17 protein-coding genes and 1 tRNA gene are annotated in these 25,526 nt (G+C 63.7%); 3 read left to right on the forward strand and 15 right to left on the reverse strand.

Annotation, left to right across the window (positions count from 1 at the left end; genetic code table 11):
- The 5 genes from ASE72_RS11370 to ASE72_RS11390 all read right to left on the reverse strand — a co-directional run bounded on the left by ASE72_RS11370 (position 1) and on the right by ASE72_RS11390 (position 6,323).
- A complete protein-coding gene (locus ASE72_RS11370; RefSeq protein ID WP_056021000.1) occupies positions 1-2,034 on the reverse strand; it encodes a chemotaxis protein CheA in 2,034 nt (677 codons plus the stop codon).
- Positions 2,031-2,399: a response regulator gene (locus ASE72_RS11375; RefSeq protein WP_056021002.1), complete on the reverse strand. Its 369-nt coding sequence runs from the start codon at positions 2,397-2,399 to the stop codon at positions 2,031-2,033. The genes ASE72_RS11370 and ASE72_RS11375 overlap by 4 nt, the downstream gene beginning before the upstream one ends.
- A complete protein-coding gene (locus ASE72_RS11380; RefSeq protein WP_162235474.1) occupies positions 2,396-2,707 on the reverse strand; it encodes an STAS domain-containing protein in 312 nt (103 codons plus the stop codon). Before ASE72_RS11380 ends, ASE72_RS11375 begins: the two co-directional genes overlap by 4 nt.
- A 339-nt stretch (positions 2,708-3,046) precedes the next feature.
- Positions 3,047-5,215 carry a methyl-accepting chemotaxis protein gene (locus tag ASE72_RS11385; protein WP_056021006.1) on the reverse strand — a complete coding sequence of 723 codons (2,169 nt, stop codon included), beginning with the start codon at positions 5,213-5,215 and terminating at the stop codon, positions 3,047-3,049.
- A 265-nt stretch (positions 5,216-5,480) separates the two neighbouring features.
- A complete protein-coding gene (locus ASE72_RS11390; protein WP_082445946.1) occupies positions 5,481-6,323 on the reverse strand; it encodes an oxygenase MpaB family protein in 843 nt (280 codons plus the stop codon).
- Between the two features lie 103 nt (positions 6,324-6,426).
- On the opposite strand from ASE72_RS11390, the gene ASE72_RS11395 reads away from it, so the two are divergent.
- Positions 6,427-7,227 (forward strand): SirB1 family protein, encoded by an 801-nt coding sequence (locus ASE72_RS11395; protein WP_056021012.1) that lies wholly within the window; start codon positions 6,427-6,429, stop codon positions 7,225-7,227.
- 89 nt (positions 7,228-7,316) lie between these two features.
- Here the strand turns inward: ASE72_RS11395 and ASE72_RS11400 are convergent, their stop codons facing one another.
- The gene (locus ASE72_RS11400; RefSeq protein WP_235532329.1) at positions 7,317-10,418 is read right to left on the reverse strand and encodes a TonB-dependent receptor plug domain-containing protein; all 3,102 of its coding nucleotides are present in this window, start codon (positions 10,416-10,418) and stop codon (positions 7,317-7,319) included.
- Positions 10,419-11,153: 735 nt separating this feature from the next.
- Here ASE72_RS11400 and ASE72_RS11405 point away from each other — a divergent pair.
- Positions 11,154-13,067, forward strand: coding sequence for an acyltransferase family protein (locus ASE72_RS11405; RefSeq protein WP_056021014.1), 1,914 nt, complete (start codon positions 11,154-11,156; stop codon positions 13,065-13,067).
- A 742-nt stretch (positions 13,068-13,809) separates the two neighbouring features.
- Here the strand turns inward: ASE72_RS11405 and ASE72_RS11410 are convergent.
- The 9 genes from ASE72_RS11410 to ASE72_RS11445 all read right to left on the reverse strand — a co-directional run bounded on the left by ASE72_RS11410 (position 13,810) and on the right by ASE72_RS11445 (position 24,056).
- Positions 13,810-14,628: a hypothetical protein gene (locus ASE72_RS11410; protein ID WP_156350392.1), complete on the reverse strand. Its 819-nt coding sequence runs from the start codon at positions 14,626-14,628 to the stop codon at positions 13,810-13,812.
- The gene (locus tag ASE72_RS20270) at positions 14,625-14,768 is read right to left on the reverse strand and encodes a hypothetical protein (protein ID WP_156350394.1); all 144 of its coding nucleotides are present in this window, start codon (positions 14,766-14,768) and stop codon (positions 14,625-14,627) included. The genes ASE72_RS11410 and ASE72_RS20270 overlap by 4 nt, the downstream gene beginning before the upstream one ends.
- A 1,541-nt stretch (positions 14,769-16,309) precedes the next feature.
- The gene (locus ASE72_RS11415; protein WP_056021020.1) at positions 16,310-18,190 is read right to left on the reverse strand and encodes an Ig-like domain-containing protein; all 1,881 of its coding nucleotides are present in this window, start codon (positions 18,188-18,190) and stop codon (positions 16,310-16,312) included.
- Positions 18,191-18,672: 482 nt separating this feature from the next.
- Positions 18,673-18,747, reverse strand: a tRNA-Glu gene (locus ASE72_RS11420).
- 47 nt (positions 18,748-18,794) lie between these two features.
- A complete protein-coding gene (gene recJ, locus ASE72_RS11425) occupies positions 18,795-20,546 on the reverse strand; it encodes a single-stranded-DNA-specific exonuclease RecJ (protein ID WP_056021023.1) in 1,752 nt (583 codons plus the stop codon).
- 174 nt (positions 20,547-20,720) lie between these two features.
- Positions 20,721-21,404 (reverse strand): prolyl hydroxylase family protein, encoded by a 684-nt coding sequence (locus ASE72_RS11430; RefSeq protein ID WP_056021025.1) that lies wholly within the window; start codon positions 21,402-21,404, stop codon positions 20,721-20,723.
- Between the two features lie 149 nt (positions 21,405-21,553).
- Positions 21,554-22,582: an RcnB family protein gene (locus ASE72_RS11435; protein WP_082445948.1), complete on the reverse strand. Its 1,029-nt coding sequence runs from the start codon at positions 22,580-22,582 to the stop codon at positions 21,554-21,556.
- Between the two features lie 126 nt (positions 22,583-22,708).
- A complete protein-coding gene (locus ASE72_RS11440) occupies positions 22,709-23,254 on the reverse strand; it encodes a (2Fe-2S)-binding protein (protein ID WP_056021029.1) in 546 nt (181 codons plus the stop codon).
- Between the two features lie 40 nt (positions 23,255-23,294).
- Positions 23,295-24,056, reverse strand: a complete 762-nt coding sequence (locus tag ASE72_RS11445) for a class II aldolase/adducin family protein (RefSeq protein ID WP_056021031.1) — start codon at positions 24,054-24,056, stop codon at positions 23,295-23,297.
- 136 nt (positions 24,057-24,192) lie between these two features.
- On the opposite strand from ASE72_RS11445, the gene ASE72_RS11450 reads away from it, so the two are divergent.
- The gene (locus tag ASE72_RS11450) at positions 24,193-25,503 is read left to right on the forward strand and encodes a sugar MFS transporter (protein WP_056021034.1); all 1,311 of its coding nucleotides are present in this window, start codon (positions 24,193-24,195) and stop codon (positions 25,501-25,503) included.
- Positions 25,504-25,526: the final 23 nt, after the last annotated feature.

A 25,526-nucleotide genomic window follows, 5' to 3' on the forward strand; every position in this document is an offset into this window, starting at 1 on the left:
TCATGCGACGGCGCGAAGCCGCTCCTCCTGGTGCTGGCCAAGCGCGACGAGCTGGACGACGTCGAGGATCAGCGCGACCCCGCCGTCGCCGAGGATGGTCGCGCCGGCGAAGGTCGGGACGTTGCAGTGGACCGGCGACATCGGCTTGATCACCGTCTGGTGGCTGCCGATGATCTGGTCGACCACCAGCCCGACGCGCTCGGTGCCGGTCGCGATGATGACGATCTTCTGGTGGACGCTCGGTTTGGTCCCCGTCACGAACATCTCGCGCAGGCGGACGAACGGCACGAGCCGGTCGCGCAGCGTGATGAAGCTGCGACCGCGCGAGCGCAGATCCTCCTCGAGGCTGAGCTCGATACACTCCTCGACCACGCCGAGCGGGATGACGTAGCGACCGTCGCCGACGCGGATCAGCAGACCGTCGATGATCGCGAGCGTCAGCGGGATGCGCAGCGAGACCGTCGATCCCTGGCCCAGGACGCTTTCAACGTCGATCGTGCCGCGCAGGCTCTCGATCGTGCGCTTGACGACGTCCATCCCGACGCCGCGGCCTGACAGGCTGGTGATCTGCGGTGCGGTCGAGAAGCCGGGGTGGAAGATCATCTGGAGCAACTCCTGGTCGCTCACGACCTGCGCGGGCTGGATCAACCCGTGCGATTCCGCCTTGGCGCGGACGCGATCGCGGTCGATCCCGTGACCGTCGTCGCGGATCGTGATGACGACTTCGCCCCCCTCCTGACGCGCCGACAGCCGCACATGCCCGGCGACGGGCTTCCCCGCGGCGAGACGCTGCTCGGGATGCTCGACCCCATGGTCGCAGGCGTTGCGGATCAGGTGGATCAGCGGATCGGCGAGCCGTTCGATCACGGTCTTGTCGACTTCGGTCGTCTCGCCATCGGTGGAAAGCTCGATCGTCTTGCCGGTATCGCGCGCGATGTCGTGGACCAGACGGCGGAAGCGGCCGAACAGCGTGGCGACGGGGACCATGCGCAGCACCATGACCGTGTCGCGCAATTCACTCGCCAGCCGCTCGATCTCCTCCGAGATCGAGTGGAGCGCGACGTCTGCTGCGCTGCTATGCGCGAGCTGCGACAATCGGCTCTGAACGATGACGAGTTCGCCGACCCGGTCCATCAGCAGGTCGAGCCTTTCGGCGGGGACTCGGACGCTCTCGCCCGTCTTCGGCGCGCCGCGACCATTCGGTGCGGCCGCCGGTTCCTGCGCATTGGCGGGCCGGGGATCGTCGATCGGCGCGGGCAAAGACGCAGGCGCAGACGCAGATGGGGACGAAAACGGGGACGGGGACGCAAACGGGGCAGGCGCCGCGGCGGCGTTTCGCGCGTCGTCGCAAAGCGCAGGTCCGATCTGCTCGATCTGCAGATCCATGTCGTCCATCACGAAGATGAAGACGTCCTCGATGTCGGCTTTCGCCACCGTGCCGCGCAATTCGACGTCCCAGCCGATCATGCAGTGCGTCGGCACCAGGTCGCTGAGCAACGGAACCTGCTCGGTTCGGGCGACGACGCGGCAGTCGCCAAGCGTGCGCAGCTCGTCGAGCAAAGTGAGCGGGTTGATGCCGTTCTGCATCGCCTCGGGCGGCAGGCGGAGCGACAGGCGCCAGCCCTGCTCGGCAGGCGCGGGCGCCGGTGTCGGCGCGGGCGCGCCATCGAGCGCCGCCTGCAGCTTGGCGAGGATTGCGTCGCCGTCCGCCTTGCGCTCGGTGCCGTCGCCGTCGATCAGCGCGCGCATGTGGTCCTGCGCCGACAGGATCACGGCGATCAGCTGCGGCGTCGCGGGCGTCAGGTTCTTGCGCACGCGGTCGAAGGCGGTCTCGCAGTGATGCGTGAAGCTGGCCAGCGCGTCGAACCCGAACATCGCGCCCGAGCCCTTGAGCGTATGCAGCCCGCGGAACACCGCATCGATCAGGTCATGATCGTCGAGCCGATGGCCGAGATCGAGCAGGCCCTGCTCGACCTGCTCGAGGACTTCGCCCGCCTCCACGCGGAACGCGGCGACGGGATCGGTCTCGCTCACCGTCCAAGAACCTTGCGCACGACCTTGGTCAGCTGCTCTGGGACGAACGGCTTGACCAGCCAGCCGGTCGCACCGGCGGCCTTGGCCTGCTGCTTCATCGCGTCCTCGGACTCGGTGGTCAGGAACAGGATCGGCGTACCGCATTGCGCCGGGTTCTTGCGCAGCGCGCGGATCATCGACAGCCCGTCCATGTTGGGCATGTTGAGATCGGTGATGATCATGTCGAAGCGACCGCCATTGGCCTTGCTCAGGCCCTGGGCGCCGTCGGCGGCTTCGGTGACGGCATAGCCGGCCCCGGTCAGCGCCATGCGGATCGCCATCCGGACGCTGTTGGAATCATCGACGATAAGGATGGATGCGGTCATCGCGGCAGGTCTCCGTGAAACCAGAAAGTCTGATCGGCTGAGGGGATATCGGTGAGGAAGCCGGCGCGCTCGAGCAGCGCCGTGAGTTCGGCATGGACGGGGTGGGCGAGGCGCAGGGTCTTGCCGTCATGCTCGGCCTGACGGCGCGCCGCGCAGACGAGCTGCAGGAAGCTGACATCGGCGTCGGTGACCGCGGCGAGATCGAGTTCGATCGCGTCGTTGCGCTCGAGCTGCGACGCGAGTTCCGCGGCGAACGGCAACACCGACGCGGTCGTGACGATTGCCGGGACAAGGACCATCTGTGCCATGCGTTCCCTCTCTCTCCGGCCGGTGGCGTGGTCGTCCTCGCGCCGGGGTTCACTCGATTCATTATAGAGGGCGGACAGATGTCCGTTCCCGAAGCCTCGCTTATTTTGGCGGGCGGCTATCATCGGCGTGCGAAAGCGTGCTGCGGAGACCGCGCGGTCCGACGTTGATGCAGCTGGGACGGCGCCTGGATACGCTCCCTTTCAATGCCGCCGAATCGCACGACGGCGATCGCGCCGGGGTGGGCGCGATCGCACGGGGGGCTGCAATATGCCTTGCTGGCCGGGTCAGTCGCTCAGGCCAGGTATCCCCGAACCCCTGCACGCCGCGCCGATCGGCGTTCAGGCTGCCTGCGCGCCGAAATTGTCGTCTTCCGCGTCGGTGCCGCCCTTGATCAGGTCGAGCGCGAAGCCATTCACGCGGGCTTTCTGGTCGGCGATCGAATTGGGTTTGACGCGTTTGGCCTTGGCGGCCGGCCGTGCGGCAACCGGGCTGCGCGCAGCGGGTTTGCGGTGGGCGGCTGGCAGCGGCCGACGATGGGCATTGTCCGCGCCGTCGCCGATCCTGAAAAAGGCGATGCTGGCCTGCAATTCCTCGGCCTGCGATGCCAGTTCTTCCGACGTCGCGGTGATCTGCTCGGACGCACCCGCATTTTGCTGGCTGATCAGGTCGAGCTGCTGGATCGCCTCGTTGATCTGCGCAGCGCCGATGTCCTGCTCGCGGCAGGCGGCGCTGATCTCGGCGACAAGTTCGGCGGTGCGGCTGATGTCGGGGACCAGCTTGGTCAGCATCTCGCCGGCTTCGGTCGCCGCGGCCACGGTCTGCGAGGAGACGGATCCGATCTCCGCCGCCGCGACCTGACTGCGTTCGGCGAGTTTGCGTACCTCGGACGCGACGACGGCAAAGCCGCGGCCATGTTCGCCGGCGCGCGCCGCTTCGACCGCCGCGTTGAGCGCGAGAAGATCGGTTTGCCGGGCAATTTCCTGCACGATGCCGATCTTTTCCGCGATCGTCCGCATCGCATTGACCGCGCGTTGCACCGCGATCCCGCTCAATTCGGCGTCCTTGGCCGACTGGCGTGCGATCTTCTCGGTCTGCGAGGCATTGTCTGCGCTCTGCTTGATGTTGGCGGCGATCTCTTCCATCGCCGAGGACGCCTCTTCGGCGGCGGCGGCTTGCTCGGTCGCGCCTTGCGAGACCTGCTCGGAACTTGCCGACAGCTCCTGGCTTCCCGCCGAGACATTGTCGGCGGCGGCGCTGGCATTGCCGACGACGTTGCGCAGCTGCTCGATCATCCGCACCAAGGCCTGGCCGAGCACGTCCTTGTCGGACAGGGGCTGGTGCGACACGGCGAGGTCGCCATCGGCGATCTTGTCGGCCAGGTCGGCACTCACGCGAAGATTGTCGACCATCCGCACGATCGCCTGACCGAGCATATCGCGGTCCGAGAGCGGCTGGTGCGCAAAGCTCAGATCACCGTCGGCGATCTTGTCCGCCAGACTGGCGCTCACCCGCAGATTGTCGATCAGCGCGTTGATCGAATCCTTCATCCGGCGGTGATCGCCCGCGCAGGCAATCTCGACCATTTCGCGCAGATCGCCCACGCTGGCGAGATTGAGGACGCGGTTGCCTTCCTCGATCGGCAGCAGCGTCGCATCGAGCATGGCGTTGATCCCGGCGATCAGGCCCGCGAAATCGCCGACGAAGCGCCTGTCGTCGCCACGCTCGCCAAGCTCGCCCGCGGTCGAGGCCTTGATCAGCCGCTGCACCTCGCCGATGATGTCGCGCAGGTTGCGTCGCAGCGCCTCGACGGTGTCGTTGATGAACGCCTTCTTGCCGGGGAATGCTTCAAGCGGCGCGTCGAAATTGCCTTCGCCAAATTCCTTGATGCACGCCATCGCCTTCTTCTTCACCGCGATGTGGTTGGCGACCATCGTGTTGACGCCGCGCGCCATGACACCGAAGTCGCCACCGAATTTCTCGGCTGCGACGGTGACGTCGATGTCGCCCTTGTCGTGCTCGGAGGACATGTGGTTCAGCTCGCTGATCAACCCCTGCAGGTTCGCGCGCAGCGTCTCGATCGTCTCGTTGATGAACGCCTTCTTGCCGGGAAATCGCTCGAGGGGGGCAGCAAAATTGCCGACGCTGAATTCCCTGACGCAGGCCATCGCGGTTTTCTTGACGGTGATGTGGCTGCCGACCAGGAGGTTCAGCCGCTTGGCGATGGCGGCGTAGACACCGCGGAATTCCTCGACCGGCAAGGCGGCGTCGATGTCGCCCTTGTCATGGTCTGCGCTCCATTCTTCGATACGCGCGTTCAGCTGGCCGACGGGACGAAGCGCCCGGTCGAGCATCTGGTTGACCGCGCAAAGAACGCCCTGGGTTTGCGCATTGGCAAGCGACGTATTCGCCCGCTGCGAAAGGTCGCCATCGGCAAACATGCTCTCGAGGCGAGCGAGTTCAGACGTTATGACGTCTGATGAGACGCCGCCAAGGATATTCGCCAACATCAACGGGTTCCTTTGTTGTGCACCATGTAGACCGATCTTGAAATCACGCAGCGATCACGCGTCGTTGTGCGGATCTCGAATATCCTGCTCGTCGAGGATTCGGGGAACCGCGCATCAAGGCTAGATTGATTATAGAGGGGGCCGCGCGCGGATGGTTTGCGGCGCCGGACAAATTTATGGCTGCCGCCCGGTGCTCCGGACGACGAAACACTTGCTCCAGTAGATGGTGTCGGGATGTGGACGCTGCGCCTTGCAGGTCACGCTTTCAGCGGTCCGCGAACGCCCAGCGGAGCGTTCTTGCCAACTGCCGCGTCCCCGACACGACAAGCGGACCCATGAGCCGCGGCGATTCCGGCAAATGATGCATCTCTCTTGCCCATGTCGGAAGCAGGTCGATCGCGGCTTGCATCACGAGCCGCTGGACGGGGATCGATAGCGGGTTCGCCGGAGGATGCTCTAGCACGAGGCGCGCGACCTCGGTCGTGCGGTCGCTGACGACGAGATGCGGCCGCGCCATGTGCAGCGCCTGCTGAGTCGCGAGCCGATCACGCGGCACCACCCCGGCACCAAGCGCCAGCCCGATGTCGGCGAACTCGTCGAAATACTGGTCGGCTTGTGCGGGCGAGAGGCGGTTATTTCCGTAACGCTGCCAGGCGGCGAGGAAGCACCACGCCTCGGAGATATGGACCCAGGCAAGGAGGGCGGGATCGTCGGCGCGATACGGCGTTCCATCGGGTAGGGTGCCGCCGATATGCCGATGGACCGAGCGGACACGGGCGATCGCGCTTTGGGCATCGTCGCGCGCGCCATAGGTGGTGACGGCGATGAAACGCGCGGTTCGCCGCAGCCGGCCGAGCATGTCGGTGCGAAAGTTCGAATGATCCCAGACCCCGGCAAGGACAGCGGGGTGCAACATCTGGAGCAACAGCGCGGAGACGCCACCGACCATCATGCTGGCGACGTCGCCATGGACGCGCCAGATCATCGAATCGGGGGAGAAAAGCGCGTCGCTGCTGCGGATCACGGGCTGTTCCCCGCGTGCCGTATCGTTGAACATCCCCCGGACATGTCGGACGATATCGCGACGGGCCTGTTCACGTAGCGCCATTGGCATCCCTCATGCCGTCACGAACGCTCGGGACCGACTTTGGCACCCGCCGGTCTTACGATCGCGCGTTCCCATTGCCGCGCAGCCTCCCCATGTTGGCGTGATGACCGAAGACCTTACCCGCCTGGGCCTGATCGACGACGAGGACATCGTCCTCGATGAGGCCGCGCTGTCGCTTGCACGTCTCGACCGACCCGGCATCGATCTCACACCCTCGCACACGCTTCTGAACGCCATCGAGACGCAGCTCTCCACCGTCGCAGGTGATGCCGAGACGCCGGACGAGCGCGCGAGCGCCCTCGCGTCAGTGCTTGCGGATGTGTTCGGGTTCGCGGGCGATTCCGAGAGCTATGACGATCCCGCCAATGCCGATTTCATCACCGTCCTCGATCGGCGTCGCGGCCTGCCGGTGAGCCTTTCGATACTCTGGGTCGCGATGGCCAGGCGGCTCGGCTGGAGCGCGAACGTGCTCGACGTCCCCGGCCATGTTCTCGTTGTCGTCGGTGCGGAGGCTGCGCCGGTCATCGTCGACCCGTTCGCCGGCGGCGTGCGTGTCGATGCCGCAGGGCTTGCCGCGCTGGTCGAGCGACACGCCGGGTCTGGCCGGGCGGCGACGCATGTCGCAGCGATGCCGAACCGGGCGGTGCTCGTCAGGCTCCTGCAGAACCTCGCGTCGCGGGCCGAACAGGCGGGGAGGGGGCGACGCGCGCTCGACCTCTATGCGCGCATGACGACCATGGCGCCCGCCTATCCGCACGCCTGGTGGGAACGCGCGCGGCTCGAGCTGGTCGATCACGACGTCGCGGCGGCGCGTGGCAGTCTGGGCGCGATGCTGGAGATCACGCGGGACCCGGGGCTGCGGCGCCGCGTGACGCGGACGATGGACGCGCTGCCGGCTGGCTGACCGGGGGAGCACGCCTACGACCGATCGCAGGCCGATCCTGCCGGCATGGGTCTGGCAGCGCAGTGCTAACCCATGCCTGCAGATCACGATCACAGCCGCAGCGACACACCCGCGACGAGCTGCCGGCCGAGCAGATCGTAGCCCATCACCGTATTGCCGCGCAGCAGACCGATCCGCGAACGGCTGTCCGGAACGAGCGGCGGATCGCGGTCGAAGATGTTGTTGGCGGCCAGCCGGAACGTCATCTGCTTGTTGATGTCGAAGCTGAGCGCGACGTCGATCCAGTTGTACGAACCGACACCGGGATATTGATCGCGCCGGGCACTTGCGTCCTGCGCGGGGATGCCGGTGTCCTCGGGCGCATAGATGTCGAGCGGCATCGCGCCGCGGTGGCGCCAGTTGACCGACAGGCTGGTCGTGCGATCCGGTGCGGTCCAGGTGGTGCGGAGCTGGTGCGCCCAGCGCGGCATGCTCTCGCCGCAGAGATTGCCGAAATACCCAACGCAGTCGCGCGGTTCGATCGTCGGCGAGGATTGCGAGCCGACGCGGGTCATCAGCGTCCCATTGAAGCTCATGTCGAGCCGGCCGACGCCGCCCAGACCGACATTATACTGCCCCTGGAAATCCCAGCCGTGTGACTGCGACTTGTAGCCATTGGCCGAGCCGCGCGCCACCCAACCCGTCGCCGGGCTGCTCGCGGGCGAACTGGACAGCGTGCCGGTGCCGGGGTTGCGGACGATGCCGCGGCAGAAATAATCGTTCCCGGTGGCCAAGCACTCGCCGATGATGTTCTGTGGCTGGAGGAAGTCGAGCTGGTCCTTCAGATCGATCAGCCAGCGGTCGATCGACACGGTCAGGCCGGGTATGAAGCGGGGGCGCAGAACGACGCCGAACGTCTTGGTAAAGGCGCTTTCGGGCGTCAGGTTGAACCCGCCCTCGCGCACGGTGCACCGATCATCAGGGCAGATCAACGAGGCGCTGCCATAGAGATTGTCAGCAAGGCCGGTGTTGCGGCACTGCTGCAACGTCGCGGACGGCGCCAGTCGCGCGCCGTTGGGGTTCGACGGATCGATCCGCGGCGCGCAGGGATCGGCATAGAAACCCTGGTTCCAGAAGATGTTCGCGGCACCCTGCGCCGTGCTGACGCCCGGCGCGGCCTGGGACTTGTTGTACGAGGCGCGCAGCGTGATGTCCGCCACCGGCGACCAGAGCCCCTCGACCTTCCAGGTATCGAACTTGCCGTCGAGGCGGTTGTACTGCGACACGCGGTAGCCCGCATTGACCTGCAACAGCTCGGCGAACCGGCGGTGTTCGATCAGCGGCGCCTGCACCTCGGCATTGGCTTCGAGGATGCTTTGCGTGAAGCGCTGGTTCTCGCCGCCATTGTTCTGCTGGAAGATCTCGTTGACGATCGTCCGTTCCATTTCCTCGCGATATTCCGCGCCCAGCGCGATCGCGATGCCCTGCTCGGCGAGCGGCGAGGTAATGCCATATCGGCCCAGATCGCCGCTGACGGTACCGACGAACTGCAACAGGCGCGGAATGCGCGTGCTGATCCCGCCGGTCGCGCCACCGTAGAGATACTGGTTGAGCGCCGCATCCTGATTGAACGGCGCGAACGCGTTGAACGGCACGCAGGACGGATCGGTCCCGTTGACCACCGCGCGACAGGTCGGCGTGCCGTTGACGCGGACGACGTCGAGCGAACGGTTGATGTTGTCGAAGCGCGCGATCGGCACGTCGATCGTGTCGAGACGCGCGCGCGAGATCATGCCTGCGACATCGTACGACCACACGTCGTCAAAGCCACGCCCGCGCAGCCCCGCGACGATGCGATAGCCCTCGTTGGTGAAGCGCTGCCGCACCAGTGGCAGCCCGTCGAAGCGGTACCGGACGTCGATCGGCGCATATTGTCCCGCGACCCCGGCATTGGCGCCGCACAGATCCTGTGCTTGCGAGGACGACAGGAATGCGTTGTCGCAATTCACGCGGAACGGGTCCGAGCCGTACGCCCCGAAGTTGAAGGTCCGATTGAGCTGGGTGTTGTAGGACTTGTCGCGGTAGAACAGCCCGTTGCCGTACAGCTCGATGTCGTCGCTGATCTTGGCGGTGAGGAAACCGCCAAGGTTGACGCGATTGAACGCGCGCTGGACCGCCCAATTGTCATAGGGGTTGGCAGACGAGCCTTGCGGCCCGCTGTTGATCGGAATGAAGGTCCCGTTGCCGTTGGGATTGTTGACCAGGATCTGCCCAGCGCGCGGCCCCGACTGCGGGACGATCGTGCCGGCGGGCGTGAAGCTCGCCCGCGAACAGCCGAGTGGCGACGTGTTGGTCGGCTGGACCGCCTCGCAGACCGAATAGGAGCGATCGACCAGCTCGATCGGGTTGGACTGGCGGTAGTTGATGAACCCGGTGAGGTTCACGCGGTCGTTGAACAGATTGGTGCCGGCCGCCAGGCTGACGTCTGAACGGCCACCGTCATTGGTCAATCCGCGCTTGGCGGCGAAACCCGCGCGACCGGCCGCATCGGTGACCGCGTTGCTGCCATTGTCGTGGTTGTAGAAGCTGTAGTTCGCGTCGAGCCGGATGCCTTCGAAATTCTTCTTCAGAACGAAGTTGACGACGCCCGACACCGCGTCGGACCCGTAGACGGACGAGGCGCCGCCGGTGAGCACGTCGATCCGCTCGACCAGCGCGTTGGGGATGATCCCAACGTCGACCGTGTTGGCGAGGCCCATGCGCAGGCCGTCGATCAGCGTCAGCGTGCGCTCATAGCCCAGGCTGCGCAGCTTGATGCGCTGGCGACCTTCGGAATCGCTGAAATTCTGTTCCGAGTTCACCTGGACCTGCGGCAGGCGGTTCAGCACCTCCTCGATCGTCGTCGCGCCCTGTGCCGCGATTTCCGCGGCGGTCGTCGTGACGATCGGTGCGGCGGAGCGGTTGTTCGGGCGAGCGATGCGCGTGCCGGTGACGACGATGTCCGACCCATCCCGCGGTTCGCCGGTGCGCTGCGTATCGGCGGCGAGCTTGGCGGAGGCGACGGGATCGCCGATCGCGACCTGGCCATCCTGCGCGCCGGTATTTCCGCTGGCACTTCCCGTGCCGCGCATATCCGCTGCCTGCGGATCCGGCATGCCGCTATCCGACGACTGGACCTGTGCCTGTGCCGGCAATGCCATCAACGCAGCCACGCAACATGTCGTGGCCATCAACCCCTTTAACACCATCATTCTAGCCCCCCTGTGTCGCCGATCGGGTCACATGGATGATGCCGCGCGCTGTCGACTGCCTTCCGACCCTGTTCGGACGCAGTCGATGAACCTCATGCTGCTCGTTCATCGGGATCTGGCGCCCCGTGACTTGCTGACATTGTTCGGCAGTACCATCCGGACCCATCGGACAAGCACATGCTGTCACGTTCGCAGTATCAAAACAATACCAATCATATCGAAAATCGGGGAAGGTTATATTGCGGGGATGGCATGCACTTGGCGTTTTAAGATGGGGTCGATTTCGTTGCCATGCCGGGGGACATTCGGCGGCATCAGGCTGGAAGATTTCGGTCTTTCGAACTTCTCGCCCGCTCGACCGCCTGCGACGTTCATAGATGCCGTTGACGGCTTCCCGGGGCAAACCCTCGCGTTCGGTCCAGGGGCGGAAAATACCTTGTCTTTACCGTTGGTTGCTCGAAATCGGTGAATTTCTCCCTGCGCATATCAATAATTTAAGGAAGAGGGGGCATTTGAAAGCGAGGCGCTTGCGCAAGATCAACGCGTTGGCGGTGCGTGTCGTGCTTAGAGCCTGCGACTGTTTCAATTTGGCTCGTAGCAGCTGGCCGTCCTGCCTCTCCGGGGGCGGGGCGGGGACTGGCCTGAAGCAAAAATCGGGGGGAACTTGTGACTCAATATAGGTCGGACATTGACGGCTTGCGGGCCGTGGCGGTTGGGGGCGTCGTTGTTTTCCACGCAATCCCAAATCTCCTGCCCGGCGGATTTATTGGTGTCGATGTTTTCTTCGTGCTGTCCGGCTTCCTGATCACGTCTATAATCCGCACCGAGGCAGAGTCCGATCGATTCTCAATCGCCACGTTCTATGAGCGAAGGTTTCGCAGGATCATTCCCGCACTTCTTGCAATGCTTATTGTGACATCGATTGCGTCGCTCCATATACTGCCACCATTTGAGCTTGCCGCGTATGGAAAAAGCTTGATAGGAGTTGCGGCGTTTGTATCTAATATCATATTCTGGAGTAGCAGCGGCTACTTTGATACTGACTCAATCGATAAGCCACTTTTGCACACGTGGTCGCTCGCTGTCGAAGAGCAGTTCTATATATTCTGGCCGTTGATTGCGGCTTTCCTGATTTCGAAGGGAAGGCCACGGACTCTCGGCTTGTTCGTGATCGGCATGGTTGTCTGCTCGCTCGCGGCATCAATAATCATGGTCAAGCTGGCGCCGAGCCAGGCGTTCTATCTACTTCCCTATCGGGCATGGGAACTCGGTTTCGGTGCGTTGCTCGCTGTGGGCGCCGTCCCTGCTATCAGACAACCCGGTTGGCGTGAGTCTTTGGCCTGTATCGGCTTGCTCCTGATCGTCGTCCCCATGTTCTTGTATTCGGAAAAGACGCCCTTCCCTGGGTTGGCTGCGATCCCGCCATGCCTGGGTACACTTCTGCTGATCCATTCCGGCCAAGGATATTCAACGGCTATTGGACGGACCTTGTCGCTGCGATGGATACTTTTCACCGGATTGATATCATACAGCCTATATCTTTGGCATTGGCCAATCCTGGTGCTGTCACGGATAGCGCTCAATCGACCGCTTCTCCCGTGGGAGGCGTTCGTTGCACTTGCGGCGGCTTACGCATTGGGCGCCTTGTCTTTGCGCTTTGTCGAGAAGCCGTTTCGCGGAAAAGGCACAATCCCGCTGTCACGCCGAAGCGTATTGGTGGCAAGTGCGAGCGTTTGTATTTTGACGGGAGCAATCGGCCTGACCCTGTGGGCGACCCATGGCTTCAGGGCTTACGCTTCGCCGTCAGTGCAGATCGCCGATGCTGCAATAAGAAGTGTCAATCCGCGTCGCTCCGCGTGTCATAGCGCCGACGGCGTGAACCAACTCAATGACCCCTCGCGATGCATTGGGGGGAATAGCTCGAAGGGCAATTACTCGGTTCTCCTTTGGGGCGACTCTCACGCTGACCACCTTATGCCCGGTATGGAGGACTTGGGGCGTCTGCACGGCTTTGCTGTCAGGCAGGCGACCGTCTCGGGGTGCACTCCTTTAGTCATTGCGTCAGAAGATGGCCGCCAGGCGGCGTGCAGGAAGTTTCATCAAGCAGCGTTGGCGGAGGCGGCGCAGCAGCCGAACCTCAAAGCTGTTGTTATCAGCATGCGCTGGAGTACGTCTTTCCCGGAGTTTACCGCGAGGGACAGGACGCCTGCCGGCACAGCAAAGTTCAAGGCGCTTGTTGTGCGATTTGAGGATCGCGTCCGCCAAATCGTTGGCCATCGCGTAAAGCTGATATTCGTAGGCTCGACTCCAGAATTTACCTTCTGGCCTGCGACATGTTTTGCACGAGCAGCGCAGTTCAATCGCGACATCACGACATGTCAAAGATCTCCCGCACGTGACGGTTATTGGGGCGAGAAAGCCGATGGCGTATTGTCGGCTATATCGCTGCAGGGCACCTATTTCGTGCTACCTCGTGACTTCATGTGTAGCACTGAAGGGTGCGTTACTTATGACAAAGGGTCTATACTGTATCGAGACGATGATCATTTGACGAATGCAGGGTCACGGTTCGTGACGAGGCGCTTGCGGAACCTTCTGGCAGCAAGCTGATGCTGGATGTCCTGATCATTCGTCCGGCTTTATCAGTACATCGATGCTTTACCGATAGCATGCCAAGACTAGAGGCATTATCGCGTAAACTTGCAATGTTATGAGGCGGCTAGATATACAAATCCGGATGTTATGCTTGTCTAAGCTCGTAGTGGTTCCAGTTGTCAAGAATGGAGCTGTATAACTCGTATCCCTAGAAATTTGGCTATCGGTCGTATGGTCAGCATCATTGCCACCCCATTGCTACAGCGACTTGCTCGCTCGCCGATTTGGAAGCACCCCCTTTGTTTCGTATGGGGAAGACCTCATATTTGCTGTATCTCATCCACATGACACCGCTGCATACATTGATATACTTGCTACGCGCATCGTCACTTCCTACAAAAACTATGCAAATTATAGTCTTTACTAGCGCGGTGGGTATAACATTTGCCCTTGCCATGCTAAAACCTCGCTACGATGAGAAGCCGGGAATTGCACTGGGTGCTCGATTGACCAGTTATAAGCGATAGAAATGAGGCGGCGCGGGATGGCGTATCTATAATGATATAGTATTTTCGGTAATCACACTGCTTTGCTACTTGATGCCAAACCCTGTCTACGGACCGTGATGCCGTGCCACGCGGCACCCTCACCAAACGCGTCTTTGAACTGCTAAGCCCTACCGGCAATACCTGTCCTTACCGGTGAAGATTTCGCCGGCGTAGGAGGCAGGTCGTTACGAGGCAACGGCCGGTCCCCTTTACGTGTTGATAGCGTAGCCGTTGGCATCACGGAGACAATTTCGGCCCCATTTCACTGTGGCAGACTTGCCGCCCCACTGAAGCAACGTGCCACGCGGTACTGCAAAGACACATTCCTTTACCGTGACCGAGACCGGAAACGCGTTTTCGATGCGAAGTACCGGCGCAATTGTCGTGCTAAGGACAACCAGGCGATCGATCGTGACGTTCTGCGGTGCCTTGGCGTTAAGCCAGACGTGTGCGCCAGATGGATCCCTACTGGTCAGCGTTGTCGCCGTGATGTCGTTCCAGAAGCGGTAGTTCCGGCCGTTGCGCTCGGCGATCAGATCCTCGAGCCGAGCCTGCCCCTTGAGGTCAAAGCCGCCGTCGCTGTTGTTCGTCGACACGTCGCGCCGATAGGTCACCCGGTACACCCCGGCTTCCTGACTGAAGCCGTCGCCGTTGGTATATTTCTTTAATACGGGCTGCATGCGATGCCCGCTAGCCGTCACTCCCTCGATCAGAACATCATGTACGGTGCCAGCAAGATCAATCCCGACGGGTAAATCGCTACCCGTCGTTTCTCTCTTGGTTGCCATCGAACCGTTGCGGATGACGATATCGTGCGCATCGCCCCGCAGGCGAATGCCTGCGCGATCATAGCGGAGCTGAAAGCCATCCATCCGAAGCCCACTGGCTTCCGTAAGGGCGTCGATATAGCGATAGCTCGTGAGATTCTTCGCCTTGGTGATGACCGTTCCCGGCTTGAGCGGTCGGGCGGGGCCTGCCAGCGCGGGGGTGGTGATCAATAGAGCGGCAAGTGCGATAAAACGGTTCATGCGTTGCGCCTCATGATGATTGCACCCATGCGGGTGTAGCTGTTGCCGGTGCCGATCGACGTCGTCATGACCGATATGACCGCGTAGAGACGCTTCGACCAAAGCCAGCCAACCGGCGGGTGGAATTCGGCCATCTCCATTCTCGCCTCACCGAGCCGCTGACGCGGTCCAGCTTCGGATAGCCACTGACGCCAAAGGAACGGGCGAACTAAGGACACTCGGTTCCGACGCCACGGCGTGGGTAGACGACGGACGCCTTAGCCTTATCGACGCCATTCGGGAAGATATACGAATAGCCGGTCGCCGCGGCTGGTACGTTGTCGATCTGGCATATCAGAATGACCCGGCCGATGAAGACGTTGACGTCGTAAGTCTCGATTTGGGTAAACCTGCCGGGTTCGTTGCATCGGTGCCGACAAAGGGGTTCGCTGATGGTTTCGACGCAATGCTGTCGAACCACCCGGCCGGGAGCGCATCGTCACAGGACAGTCGCCGTGCCCTCGTCGGATCGGCTCCGCGCCCGGCATAAAGCCAAATCCCTTCAACGCCTCTCTCGTTACCGTCTCAGCTATTGATTGCAGATCGGCTGGAAACGATGAGAAGCTACGATAGTCCACAATGTCGGGCGGGCCGAGACTTTGCCAGCGCTAGTAATATTTGTCGACTTTCGGAGATGGGTGTCGTTCATCGAGCTGATTGAATAGGTCGCGCTCGGCGGCGAAATTGGTGAAATGCCAGCTCGGATCGGCGTGCCGATCGAGGCCGGCACATGCCTAGAGCGCCCATGAGCACCATGCTGTACGGCAGGAGCACGCGCTGCGTCGAACCGCCGGAACCATGCTCCAGCAATTTCGTGCCAAGCTTGGCTGTCCACACCAAGACGGTCAAATTGTAGGCTAGGCCTGCCGCCTCGCGGGTGCTGATAGGCGACCGGGCATGACGAAGCCACGCGGCTCGGATGCCATCGTCATTATTCTACCTTTGATGAATATAAACGGCGAGATCGCTCGTTGGCGACGCGCCGGAATGGCTCCGTAAGTGCTCCGGTCGGCCCGCCCGAGGCCCCCTCAGGTTTAGCGCGCAGCTACAGAACTGGCCGACCGCGTGGCCTCGACCGGTCTGCGCTTGCGATCGCGACATGCGGCAGGGCGGTTGTTCTTTACAAATTGATTCAGGTTAATCGATTGCGAACTAGGACAGTCAAACTGCCGGTCGTATGTAGCGGGCGTCACAGTGCGTGCGGCCAATCTTAAGCTTTTGATTGGTATCCTGCAGGTGGTCAGCGTGCCGGTTTTTATCAGCATTTTTTCCGGCACGCTGACCACCGGCATTTTTCTGTGACGTACCCAGATTTCGAGTTGACCGGCTTGCCGGCATCTATGCCAGACAGAGTGCCCACCTTTGCAACGCAGCTTTCGGCGATGCTGAAGACAGGCGGAATAAAGCCTGCTGCTCAGTGGTTACTTGCGGTCACGATGGCAGCGCGATCCTGCCATTGGACGTCACGGAACAGTGACAGACGACACGCCCCTGCACGAGTCGAAGCGCAGATAACTCCGGGTCCGCTATACCTGTGGGGGTGTGGTGAAACCATTGGACAAGGCACGGCTTGAAATATCGCGTGCGCTGCGTGCTTGAAGAGCATGCCGGGCGACTGGAGTCGCCCGGCATGATCTTCCGCTCAGAACTGCAGCGCTGCGGTTCCGGCAGCCGACCCGTCGAGGCTGTAGACATAATAGGTCGTGCCGTCGTGCGAGACCGCGCCGTCGAATTCGAGCGTGGAAACGGACGCGCCCTTCAGGCCGCCGATCGCGACATCGCCCAGATCGACGCCCGCGTTGCTGCCCAGGTCGAGTACGCCCTTGGCGCCAAGCTTGACGTGGCCGGTGCCGTCGTCGGGCAGCGCGACCGTGGTCACCAGCACATCCTTGTTGCCGAAATTCGACAGCGTGTCGTGACCGAGATCACGCCCGAGCGCGGTATCGAAGAAGAACTGGCTGGCCGTCTTCTCGGTCGAATCGCCCGACAATTTGTCGTTGGCGAGCGTGCCTTCCTCTGCCCCTTGGGGGCGGACGCTCGCATCGGCATAGATATATCGCCCTGCGGCATCGGTGCCCATCAGGCGGAGCGCCGAAACGCCTTCGATGACGGCGTAATCATCGCTCTTCGGCGCATCGAGCGACAGGCTGTTGGCGGCGAACTTGATGATGCCGTCGCCATTGCCGTCAAAAAGCTTGGCGGTGGTGGCGAGCACGTCTTCGTGGCTGAAGTTCTTGATCGTGTCGGTGCCGCTGTTCTTCGCAATGTCGAAGAAGAACATGTCGTTGCCCGACGTCCCCGTGAGCGTCTGCGATGCCGAACTGCTGCCGTCCTGGATCGTTGGCTTGCCGACGGGGGGAGTAACCGGTGGCGCCGTGACCGCGATCGTGACGACGCCGTTGTCCGAGGCCTTCCCGTCGCTTGCCGCGTAGGTGAAACTGTCGCTGCCGACATAGCCCTTGTCCGCGACATAGGTGAAACCGCCATTGGCGTTGAACAGCAACGAGCCATGCGTCGGACCCTTGACGAGGCTGGCGGTGAGCGCGTCGCCATCGCCGTCGCGGTCGTTGGTCAGAACGTTGCCGGTCTCGCTCTTGCCCGCGACGATCGCGAACGTATCGTCGACCGCGACAGGAGCGATGTTGGCGGGCACCGGGGGCGCGCCCGCACCGGACTTGATCGCGGCGACGGTCGCGTTCAGATCGTCGGTGATCCCCATGTAGAAGGTGAACGTCGTCGATCGGCCCGCGGCGAGCGTGCCGAGACCGAAATTGATGTTGATCGCGTTGTCGCCCTTGAGCGAATAGCCCTCGGCCGGAGCGGTATCGAAGGTCGCGGCCGCGTCGGGGTTCTCGTTGACATAGCCCTTGAAGGTGGAGACCTTCGCGCGATCATCGGCGGTGTAGTAAAATAGTGGCGTCTTGCCGCTGGACGCATAGGCCGCGATCAGCGCGCCATTTGCGCCGTCGCCACCCTGCTCGATCACCGTGTTGACCGTATCAAAGCCCGCACCGTGGTCGGGGTCGATCGAGCGCATGTAATGCAGATCGGCGACCGCTTTGCCCGTCGTGTTGGTCAGCGTCACGTCGACCTTGATGTATTTGGCACCATCGGCAAGCGACATCGTCTGCGCGACCTTGACGCCCTCGGTCGTCGCGCCCGTCCAGCCGGCCTTGCCGACGCCGTTGCTCGACAGATCGGAGGAGACCCCGCCGGCGACTTCGCTCTTGCCGTTTCGCTCGCTGTTGACGCTGGTGTAATGCTTGGCACCGATATCATAGCCGATCGAAAAGCTCTCGACCGGCGTTCCCGCGAGCATCGCGTCGCGCGTCGGTGCCGCACCCTTGCCGAAGCCATCCGTGTCGCCAACCAGCCCCAGGCGGATATAGCCGTTGACCGCATCGGTGACGAACCCCACGGGTGCGGTCGCGCGCGTCCCGAGCGTGCCGCTGCCGTTGATGCCCAGGCTCAGATACTGACCCTGCAGAAAAATCTCATTTCCGATAGTCGCGTCGCGTAACATGCTCTGTTCCCCGTCCCGGACGACGCACGGTTATCCCCGTACAGCGCTTGGTTCCCTAAAGTTCACGGTAAGTGCGAGTAATCCGGCGTTTTTCTGTGGACGGATCATCCCGAAACCGTTCAGCCCCAAAGCCCTTCCGCAGATTGACCGCAGATGAACGGGCTCGCCAGATTTTCGTTTTGAGCGGGAACCAGCAGACGATTCAGACGTTCCGGGCGCCCAATTTGCACGCTTCGTCGAGTCTGCGGGCGGTGGTTTGCGCCGACCGGGGGGCGAACTTTCGCTTGGAACTGGCCGATCCGGCCATTTTCAGAAGGGCAAAACTATCAGCCACTTCGCTGCATCACTGCAACCGTCAAAGCCTTCCAGTCAGCTGGCATGTCGTGTCCAATCCGTCTGCGCTCGTACACGAGGGGCAAACGCAAAATACTGCGGATCAACTGACCACCAGTAGCAGGTCGAGAATGACTGATTTCTGCTGTTGGTGACCCCTACGGGAATCGAACCCGTGCTTCAGCCGTGAAAGGGCCGCGTCCTAACCGCTAGACGAAGGGGCCTGCGTGGTGGGAGGCGCCTAAAAGGAAGGCGGCGAGGCGTCAACCCCTCAATCGGCCCAGGCCGCATCTTCGACGTGTAATTCCGCCGATGGACGCGAGGACCAGTCGTCGATCTTCGCGCGGCCGGCGAGCCAGAGCTTGCGGTGCGGTGCGGCGCCGAGCAGTGCCTGGCCCAGTGCGCTGTCGGCAGCGCGGAACGCCATCGCCTTGATGCTGCGACCATCGTCGCCCGCGACGACGGTCCGGACATGGCCGTTGCCGACGACGTCCGCCCTGATGACCCGGACGGGACCCATCGCCACGCGGGGCGCTGGCCAGCCCATGCCGTACGGTCCGCCGACCTCGAGCGAGTCGACGAGGCCGGGATTGACGCCGCCGGGCGCAAGCACCGCGTCGAGGAGAAGCGCACGGTCGCCATTGGATCGCTCGACGGCGGCCGCGAGCCGCTCCTCGAGGAAGTCGGTGAAGGCGGGGATCGCGGACGCGGTGATTGTCAGCCCTGCGGCCATCGCATGCCCGCCGCCCGCGCTCAGCAGGCCGTGCTCGCGTGCCGCCATGATCGCCGCGCCAAGATCGACGCCGGGGATCGAGCGTCCCGATCCCTTGCCGACGCCATGCTCGTCGATCGCGATCACGATCGCGGGCCGGCCGAGCTTTTCCTTGAGCCGCCCCGCGACGATGCCGATGACGCCGGGATGCCAGCCATGCCCCGCGACGACGGCAACCGCGCGATTGCGGCTGGCGAGCAGGTCGGCGGCTTCCTGCACGCCCGTCTCGATCGTCCGGCGTTCCTCGTTGAGCCGATCGAGTTCAGCCGCGATCGTCCGCGCCTCGTCGGGATCTTGCGTCGTGAGCAGGCGGACGCCGAGGTCGGCACGCCCGACACGGCCGCCCGCGTTGATCCGCGGGCCCAGCGCAAAGCCGAGATCGGTACAGGTCGGGTTGCGTGTCAGCCGCGAGGCCTCGATGAGCGCGGCGACGCCGATGTTGCGACGCGCACCCATCACCTTCAGGCCCTGCGCGACGAACGCACGGTTCAGCCCGCGCAGCTGCGCGACATCGGCGACCGTCCCGAGGGCGACGATGTCGAGCAGGTCGATCAGCTTCGGCTCGGCCCGATCGGCGAAGAAGCCGCGCGTGCGCAAGGTGCGGACGAGCGCGGCGGCGGTGAGAAAGCACATCCCGACCGCGGCGAGGTGGCCGTGCGCGGCGCCTTCGTCCTCGTCGAGCCGGTTCGGGTTCACGACCGCCAGCGCGTGCGGCAACGTCGTCGAGCATTTGTGGTGATCGATGACGATGACGTCGACCGGCGCATCGCGCGCGGCGTCCAGCGCGTCGAACGCCTGCGCACCGCAATCGACGGTCACGATCAGCGACGCGCCTTCGCCCGCGAGCCGGACCATGGCTTCGCCCGATGGGCCATAGCCTTCGAGCAGCCGGTCGGGGATATAGGGCCGCGCCTCGATGCCGAGGTCGCGCAGCACGAGCACCATCAGCGCGGCGGACGTCGCACCATCGACGTCATAGTCGCCGAAGATCGCGACCTGTTCGCCCGCCTGAACGGCATCGGCGAGCCGGTCGGCGGCGCGGTCCATGTCGCGGAAGATCGACGGGTCGGGCATGAAGGCGCGGATCGACGGCGAGCGGTGCGCGTCGAGTCCCTCGCGCGGACAGCCGCGCGCGAGGAGCAGCTGGGTGACGAGATCGTCGCCCGTGAAGCCGTCGCGGCCGTCTGCGGCAAGCGCGCGCCAGCGCCACGGCTGGCCAAGGATGGACGAGGTTACGCCGAGAACTGTCATGCGTCGGACGTAGTGGCTGTCGGGCGATTGTCGAGCGGCGTGCGTGCGCCGCATGCGACCCGGGCACGACGCATTCGCCTCTGCCGTCGGCACGCCGGCAGCAGGCATCACGTCATGCGGACGGGGTGTCCGCTAAAAGCGGGGCGGACAAAGGCGGTGCCGCGGCGCGCTAGATCACTTGATCCACGGCCGTTCGCGAAACCATTTGGTGACGATATATTTGACGCCGTCGACGACGGGCATGCCTTCGTGCAGCGTCAGCGCGTTCGGGCTGCCGTCGGCGCTCATGTTGTTCCAGGCGAGCAGCAGTCCGCGTTTCGGCGCGACCTTGATACCGGCGTGCGGGAACCACGTCGCGCCGCCTTCGGCCACGTCGTTGAGGTAGAGCATCGCGGTCCAGGTCCGCTGACCGCCCTGTTGCTGCATGCGCTCCCAATAGCTTTCGCTGGCATGGAAATAATCGTGATGCGCGCGGAATTGCTGGCCGGGGGCATAACGCTGTCCCTGCATCGTCTCGCCATGCGGCAGATCGATGCCGAGCAGTTGTGCGATCGCCTCATCGGTCGGTTGCACGTCGGCGGACCAGCGATCCATGTCGCAGCTTTCGGAGGTTCGGAAGCTGCTGTTGGGGCGATCGGACAGGAGCGTCGAGGGGCGGCGCTTCGAATCGATCAGCGCGACGAGCTTCTTGCACGTCGCCGCATCGGCGAAATCGGCGTGGTGGTAGAATTGCACGCCGTCGATCGCGACGCGCTCGACCTTCGGGTTGGCGTCGAGCCGTGCGGCCACGCTCGCGCCAGCGGCTTGACGCACCGTCGCCATCGGATCCTGTTGTTTTGCTTTGGAGAAGAAGCCCATGCGTCTGAATCTGCGCAGTGGCGCGGTGAAACGCAAGAGGGACGGGGACTGGGGTCGACGCGGGATCGTCTCACGCCGGATAACGACGGCGCATTGCTGCCCTGGCGGAGCGTGACCAAGGCTGAAAGCTTGGCCACGCTCCGTCTTGGTCACCAGAAGATGTCGTACACCGTGTCCACGACGCGTCCGCTGTCGAGGTCGACGAGCAGCGCGTCATTGTAATAGCGGACCCAGCGATAGGGCCCATATGCCTCGGGAAGACGATAGGTATAGGGATCCTGGATCCAGTAATTCTGGTTGTACAGGATGCTGTTGAGCGAAAAGCCGATGTTGAAGCGGCGATAGCCATAGCCCCAGCCGCTTGGCGCATAATAGCGCGGCAGGCGGTAGGCGCCCCGGTTGGATGCGCGGTAACTGCTCCAGCCATAACGGTTGTCGCTGCGCCATCCCCGGTTCCACGTTCCGCGCTGATCGATCCGACGCGTGTCGTAGCCACCGCGTCCATAGCCGGGCGCATTTGCGAAGCCGCCGAACTGCTGGCGGTTCTGAAAGCCCCGTCCGCGCTGATCATCGCGCGCAAAGCGACCGTCGCCTCCGAACTGGTCGTCGCGATCGAACCGATCGTGGCGGTCACCACGCCCATCGCGACCAAAACCGGGGCCGCGATCAAACCCGGGATTGCGATCTAAGCGGGAGCCGCGGTCGAAGCCGGGGCCGCGATCGTTCCTGAAACCGCCGCGCTCGGAACCCCGACCATCGCCGCGACGATCCGCCGAATTCCGGATCCAGGCGTCACGGACCTGATCGGCCTGACGATCCGATTCGGGGCGCGCGGATTGCTGGCGGTCGATCTGCGCACGATCGATCGGCTGGCGATCGGCCCGCGGCCGGCCATTCCAGTCGGGACGCGCGCCGTCACGCTCGAACGCCGGACGTTGTGGGCGGTCACCGCCGCGATCGCGGTCGAAGGCGGGACGCTCCCTGCGAAACGACTGTGCAGGATCAGCCCCGGCAGCAGGATCGGCCCGCTGGAAGCGCTGGCCGCGATCAGGCCGTTCGCCGCGATCGCCGCGTGTCTCGCCGCTGACCTGAGCGTCGGCACCGAACCGCTGCGCCTGCGCGGCGACCGGTACGAGCACGGATGCAACGAGCAACATCTTCAGAAACCTACGCGTCATCGCGGTCGTCCTCGACTGCCGGCGCACGAGCCGGCTCCTATGGTGGACCCGGTCTACCCGTGCCTCCGTGAGGCCAAGCTGAATTGGTTCGTCAGCGATCCGACAGGAATCGACCGCCACGGGATGCTAGCGGGCCGGCGGCGGCACCAGCGCGGGGACGAGCCGGGCCGAATCCGCGGGGTCGATTCCGGGGCGCGGGCCCGCGGGCAGCACCTCCTCGCCGCGCGTCGCACGACCGGCGCGCTGGACCGCCTCGATGATGCGGGGATACACGCCGCAGCGGCACAGATTGGTGATGTGCGTGCGAATGTCCGCCTCGCTCGGATCCGCATTGGCGTGCAGCAACGCGGCGGCGGCCATGATCATGCCGGGAATGCAGAAGCCGCACTGCGGGACGGCCTCGGCGATGAAGGCGAGCTGCACCGGATGATTGCGCTCGTGCGACAGTCCCTCGATCGTCGTCACATAGCTGCCCTCGATCGACCCGATCGGGACTTGGCAACTGCGCCGGGCACGGCCATCGATGTCCACGGTGCAGGCGCCGCATTGCCCCGTGCCGCAGCCATATTTGGTACCCGTCAGGTTCGACGCGTCACGCAGCGCCCAGAGCAGCGGCGTGGCCGGATCGAGCCGGTATTCGATCGCCTGGTTGTTGACGGTGAAACGGGTCATCGGCGAGCGCTAGCGCATCGCCGAGGTCCGCGGAAAGGGGCTATTGCCGCCAGCCCGTATCCTGCTTGTCGACAAGGCGGACCATCGCGTCGAAATCGGCCTTTCCGGCTCCACCGGGCAGCGACACCTTGCCAAGATCGCGCTGGTGGACCTTGACGACGTCGTCGGGGATCAGGATCGGCGTCCCCATCGACGCGGTCGCGACCTGGATCTCGCAGGCGCGCTGCAGCGACCAGTGCTTGATGAACGCCTCGGGCAGCGTCCGCCCCATGACGAGGATGCCGTGGTTGCGCAGCAGCATGACGCGCTTGTCGCCGAGATGCTCGATCAGCCGTTCGCCTTCTTCCGAGCGGACGGTGACACCTTCGAAATCATGATAGGCGATCTGGCCGATGAAGTTGCACGCATAGAAATTGGTCGGCTGCAGCCCGCCCTCGACCGCGCTGACCGCCATGCCCGCGGTGGTATGCGTGTGCATGATGCAGTGTGCGTCGGGCAAATGCTTGTGGAACAAGGCGTGCTGCGTGAAGCCCGCCAGATTGACCGGATAGGGATTGTCGTCGAGCTTGTTGCCGTCGATGTCGATCTTGACGAGGCTCGATGCGGTGACCTCGCTGAAATGCAGTCCGAACGGGTTGATCAGGAACGCGCCATCCTCGCCCGGGATCTTGAGCGTGATGTGGTTGTAGATCATCTCCGACCAGCCCAGCATGTCGAACACGCGGTAACAGGCGGCAAGTTGTTGGCGCGCCTCCCATTCCGCAGTCGAGACCGTCGAATTGCGCAGGACCGCGGTCGCCATCGGATGCTCTCCCAATCTTTTTGTCCGGTGCAGCATACCCGAACCCTGAAACCCGGGCAATTGCCGTTCGGCATTGCCACGCCCCGCCGCCACGGCTTATGCCGCGGCCAAAGTACGCGAGAGGGCGCCCCAGATCATGCACGTCGATACCCATTCCACCGCCTCGGCGCATGGCCATGCCGCCGACGGCGATGCCAGCCACGGCTATGATGCGCCCGATCTGCGCGTGTTCGTGTTCGCGCTGTTCTTCATCTTCGGCGGCATCACTTCGCTGAACGACATCATCATTCCGAAGATGAAGGAGCTGTTCACGCTCGACCATGCGACCGCGATGCTGGTCCAGTCGGCGTTCTTCCTCGCCTACGCGCTGTTCTCGATCCCCGCCGCGGCGATCGTGCGCAAGGCGGGCTATATGCGCACCGCGTCGATCGGTCTCGTGACGATGACCGCAGGGTGCCTGTTGTTCATCCCGGCGGCGGGGCAGGCGAGCTTCGGCATGTTCCTGTTCGCGCTGTTCGTGCTCGGCGCCGGCATCACCGTGGTGCAGGTCGTGGCCAACCCGCTGATCTCCGCGCTCGGGCATCCCAAGTCCGCGTCGAGCCGGCTGACGTTCGCGCAGGCATTCAACTCGCTCGGCACCACGATCTTCCCCTATGTCGGCTCGGCGCTGATCCTCGGCGGGCTGGCGACGGTCGATTCCTCCAAGCTCACCGGCGCCGCGCTCGACGCGTACCGGACGGAATCGTCGCGGACGGTGGTCCACACCTATATCGGCCTCGCGATCGCGCTGCTGGTCGTCGCCGCGGTCGTATGGACGAGGCGCAACCGGCTCAACGAAGAGCAGGAGCAGACCGGCAGCATCTTCCACGCGTTCACGCTGCTCAAGCGCCCGCGCTTCGCGATGGGGGCGGCGTGCATCTTCCTGTATGTCGGTGCCGAGGTCGCGGTCGGGTCGCTGATCGTGAACTATCTGATGCAGCCGAGCGTGATGGGGCTGAGCGACGTCGCGGCGGGCAAGCATGTGCCGTTCTACTGGGGCGGCGCGCTCGTCGGCCGGTTCATCGGCGCGTATGTGCTGAACAAGGTGTCGCCGGGCAAGGTGCTCGCGGGCGTCGCGACGGGGACGCTGGCGCTGATCCTGATCTCGGCGAACACCGAGGGCGCAACGTCGGGCTGGGCGTTGCTGGCGATCGGCCTGATGAACGCGGTGATGTTCCCGACGATTTTCGCGCTGGCGTCGGAAGGTCTCGGCAAGCGTGCGGCCGAAGGGTCGGGCGTGATCGCCACCGCGATCGTCGGTGGTGCGATCATTCCGTATCTGACGGGGATGCTGGCCGATACGTCGGGCAGCCTGCACTTCGCGCTGCTGCTCCCGGCGATCTGCTACGCGCTGATCCTGGCGTACGGGTTGTATGCGCGGAAGCCGGTGGCTGAGGCAGTCGCCTGAACCCCTCGTCATCCTGGGCTCGA

This window comes from Sphingomonas sp. Leaf20, from assembly GCF_001421535.1.
GTDB lineage: Bacteria > Pseudomonadota > Alphaproteobacteria > Sphingomonadales > Sphingomonadaceae > Sphingomonas.

Excerpts from the sequence above, each read along its gene's own strand:
- ASE72_RS11395 (WP_056021012.1), top strand. The coding sequence starts at position 6,427 with ATGACCGAAGACCTTACCCGCCTGGGCCTGATCGACGACGAGGACATC.
- ASE72_RS11445 (WP_056021031.1), bottom strand. The coding sequence starts at position 24,056 with ATGGCGACCGCGGTCCTGCGCAATTCGACGGTCTCGACTGCGGAATGG.
- ASE72_RS11390 (WP_082445946.1), bottom strand. The coding sequence starts at position 6,323 with ATGGCGCTACGTGAACAGGCCCGTCGCGATATCGTCCGACATGTCCGG.
- ASE72_RS11410 (WP_156350392.1), bottom strand. The coding sequence starts at position 14,628 with ATGAACCGTTTTATCGCACTTGCCGCTCTATTGATCACCACCCCCGCG.
- ASE72_RS11430 (WP_056021025.1), bottom strand. The coding sequence starts at position 21,404 with ATGGGCTTCTTCTCCAAAGCAAAACAACAGGATCCGATGGCGACGGTG.
- ASE72_RS11450 (WP_056021034.1), top strand. The coding sequence starts at position 24,193 with ATGCACGTCGATACCCATTCCACCGCCTCGGCGCATGGCCATGCCGCC.
- ASE72_RS11380 (WP_162235474.1), bottom strand. The coding sequence starts at position 2,707 with ATGGCACAGATGGTCCTTGTCCCGGCAATCGTCACGACCGCGTCGGTG.
- recJ (WP_056021023.1), bottom strand. The coding sequence starts at position 20,546 with ATGACAGTTCTCGGCGTAACCTCGTCCATCCTTGGCCAGCCGTGGCGC.
- ASE72_RS11440 (WP_056021029.1), bottom strand. The coding sequence starts at position 23,254 with ATGACCCGTTTCACCGTCAACAACCAGGCGATCGAATACCGGCTCGAT.
- ASE72_RS11435 (WP_082445948.1), bottom strand. The coding sequence starts at position 22,582 with ATGACGCGTAGGTTTCTGAAGATGTTGCTCGTTGCATCCGTGCTCGTA.
- ASE72_RS11415 (WP_056021020.1), bottom strand. The coding sequence starts at position 18,190 with ATGTTACGCGACGCGACTATCGGAAATGAGATTTTTCTGCAGGGTCAG.
- ASE72_RS20270 (WP_156350394.1), bottom strand. The coding sequence starts at position 14,768 with ATGGAGATGGCCGAATTCCACCCGCCGGTTGGCTGGCTTTGGTCGAAG.
- ASE72_RS11375 (WP_056021002.1), bottom strand. The coding sequence starts at position 2,399 with ATGACCGCATCCATCCTTATCGTCGATGATTCCAACAGCGTCCGGATG.
- ASE72_RS11385 (WP_056021006.1), bottom strand. The coding sequence starts at position 5,215 with ATGTTGGCGAATATCCTTGGCGGCGTCTCATCAGACGTCATAACGTCT.